Raw genomic sequence first — 2,968 nt, 5'->3', positions numbered from 1 at the left:
GGCCAGTGTTCCAAGCCTTGAGCAAGGCCAACGCTGCGCCGTCGCGGACTTCACCGACCAGAATACGGTCGGGCCGCAGACGCATGGTTGCCTTGAGTAGCCGGGTCATATCGACGTGATCGACTGCCCGGAGAATGACGACGTTCGTGGCGGCGCATTGCAGCTCGCCCGTATCTTCGATGATGACGATACGGTCTTGCGGGCAGGCCTTCGCCATGTAGTCGATGATGCCGTTTGTGAGGGTGGTTTTGCCGGTGCCGGTGCCACCAACGACCAGAACGTTGCGGCGGTTGCGTACAGCGGCCTCGATGGCCTCGCACTGCGCCTGCGTCATGATGCCCGACTCCACGTAGTTATCGAGCGTGAAAATCTTCGACGCCTTCTTACGGATCGTGAAGGTAGGCCCGGCCACAACCGGAGGAATCAACGCCTCAAAGCGCGAACCATCCAACGGCAGTTCGCATTCGAGAATCGGATTCAGGGCCGTGATTTGGGTGCGCAGCGTCGAGGCCACCGTACCCATGAGCGATTCGGCCCGAGAGGCCGGGAGCGTACCAATCTTTTCCATTGGTGCCCCGAGCCGTTCAACCCACAACGTACCGTCGGGGTTGAGCATGATTTCGATCACTGTCGAGTCTTCCAGCAGCTCGCATATTTGCGGCCCGAGTTCGCGCCGCAATTTTTCCGTTATGCGCTTATCGTGTTCTGCACGATTTGATGCGATGCTGGGAGACTTCGGATCGGATGTAATTTCGTCCATATCCTTCCGCCCTACAGGTTGCCAAACATAGTCTAAAGCCTATCACTGCTTTCGCATGTATGATAGTCTATAGGCTATCAATCGCGCAAGCGATTTGGCAAGCCTGAAAGACGAAGACCCCACAAGTTTGCGGGGTCTTCTTGGCAGAACGGAGACTGAAAGGGGACGAGTGTTGCAGGGTTACGACGGAGGAACGAGAAGCTGCCACAGCGGCACACCGACACACTTGGCCAGTTCGGCCATGTTGTCGATGTTGAGCGGTGACTTTCCCGTTTCTACCTCGCTGATCCATGACTGTGCGAACCCCGTCTTATCCTTGACTGCGCGCTGGCTTAGTTTTGCGGCCTTGCGTGCCTTACGGAAATTGCGGGCAAAGATCAGCCGCTCCGCTGGCACCGGCTTTTCGTTTTCGTTGCTATCGGTGTCGCGTCGGCTAGGCATTCGGCGTGGCACCTCCCTTGGTGTTGGTTGAACATCGCGCTATCGAACAGAAGGACAGACGCATGAAATTACTTCATCTTAGCAAAAATGGTGCCCTAAGCGGAGGGATTTTGTCTATGACTCAGCGCAGGATCGGCACCAAAAAGGAGAGTTCCGAATGAACGGGCCTAAACCAATTAGTGACATTGTAGGGGGCAATCTGCTGGCCAGACTGGAGCAGACGCACCAGAGGTATCGTGAAAAAGTGGAGGCCGCAGCCCTGCCCGGCGAGACGTTCGAGCAAGCCGAGAAGCGCCTACGTGAAGAAGGCGAGCGCGAACAGAGGCGGAAAAGCAACGAGGTTGCCCAGCTACAAGCCGAGGCAACTATGGCCGCACAGTTGCGCGATAGAAGCCCTATCCCGCGAAGCCCAATCCCTAACACATCGTCCCCCAGTGGACAGAGCAAACGGAGCAATCAAGCCTCAATGCGTCGCCCTCCCGAGAGCGACCGACAGCCCGACTTTTTCGTGCCGGGTCTGTACGACGTAGCCACCAAGGACAACCGTAGCCTGATGGACGTTGCGCTGTTCCGCCTGTCAAAGCGCGACAAGCGAGCAGGCGAAGTGATCCGCTACGACCTGCCGGACGGCTTCGTTGAAGTGAAGGCCGGGCCGGATGGCATGGCGTCGATATGGGACTACGACATTGTGCTGATGCTCATCTCACACCTAACCGAGTCGATGAATCTTTTCAATGCCGGGCGTGGTGCCATGCCGGGCAAGAAATTCGTCCCGCACGCCTCAGATATTGCCAAGTTCTGCCGTCGTGGCGACGGCGGCCGTCAGGCCGACGAGCTGGAAGCCGCGCTTGACCGCCTGCTAGGAACGACCATCAAGAGTGTGCGCGAGACACCATCACGCAACGGCAAGCGCGTTGTGCGTGAGACGGAAGCGGAAAGCCTCATTGGCCCCTACCGCGTCGTGTCCCGCACCGATACCGGCAAGGTGGCCAGCATTGAGATTGAGGCACCAAACTGGATTTACCGGGAAGTGACCGGCGGCAGACAGCCGGACGTGCTGACAGTTCACCCGGACTACTTCCTGATCGAACCGGGCCTTGGCCGTTTCGTGTACCGCCTCGCTCGCCGGGCTGCTGGAAAGAGCACGGCCAAGTGGGCATTCAAGACCATCTACGAGCGCAGCGGTAGCACCGGCACATTCAAAGAGTTCTGCCGCATGATGCGCCGCATGATCGACGCCAACGACCTGCCCGAGTACGACTTGCGCGAGGAAGACGGTCAGAGCGGCCCGCTGCTACTTATCACGCGCCGCACCGACGCGATGGAGCTGGCCGCCAAGGACGAACCCGAGGCAGACGGCGACGAGCAGGAGAACGGCGAGAATGCGACCGGTGTGTAATAGACGGAGAGTTGCCCGGAGAGCCGCGCCGGGCCTCACTTTTATAGTCTGCGGTGTGTAATAGACGGAGGCAAAACCCGAAATGTGGATAAGTCTGTGGATGGCCCGTCTATTACCCACCCGGTTCCGTCCATTACCCACCGCGACCCGTCTTTTACCCACCGGATTCCGTCTATTACCCACCCATCCACAGGGCTAAGTCCTTGTCCTGTAAGGGAAAAACGACGATTTCCAGACCCTAAAACTTCTTTTAAAACATTAAATCTAAAAAAAAACGCTCTATCGAGCGGAAAAGCACTATCAAATTGATCTAACTGAAAAGACAAAAGCGGAACCAATCGCATAGAATCGCGTACAGTCGCATTAAA

Annotated in this window: 3 protein-coding genes; 1 reads left to right on the top strand and 2 read right to left on the bottom strand. The window is 57.3% G+C overall.

Annotated elements, in window-relative coordinates; genetic code table 11:
* Both trbB and HMPREF3178_RS00180 read right to left on the bottom strand, forming a co-directional pair.
* Positions 1-760: P-type conjugative transfer ATPase TrbB (gene trbB, locus HMPREF3178_RS00185; protein WP_070584941.1), on the bottom strand; the 760-nt coding region annotated here is incomplete at its 3' end.
* 180 nt (positions 761-940) lie between these two features.
* The gene (locus HMPREF3178_RS00180; protein ID WP_004167234.1) at positions 941-1,201 is read right to left on the bottom strand and encodes a helix-turn-helix domain-containing protein; all 261 of its coding nucleotides are present in this window, start codon (positions 1,199-1,201) and stop codon (positions 941-943) included.
* Positions 1,202-1,358: 157 nt separating this feature from the next.
* On the opposite strand from HMPREF3178_RS00180, the gene HMPREF3178_RS00175 reads away from it, so the two are divergent.
* Positions 1,359-2,600: a replication initiator protein A gene (locus tag HMPREF3178_RS00175; protein ID WP_070584939.1), complete on the top strand. Its 1,242-nt coding sequence runs from the start codon at positions 1,359-1,361 to the stop codon at positions 2,598-2,600.
* Positions 2,601-2,968: the final 368 nt, after the last annotated feature.

Source organism: Klebsiella sp. HMSC09D12 (assembly GCF_001808475.1).
GTDB lineage: Bacteria > Pseudomonadota > Gammaproteobacteria > Enterobacterales > Enterobacteriaceae > Klebsiella > Klebsiella oxytoca.
The sequence above is the reverse complement of the archived record's forward strand: the minus strand, read 5'-3'. Positions and strand labels throughout refer to the sequence as shown.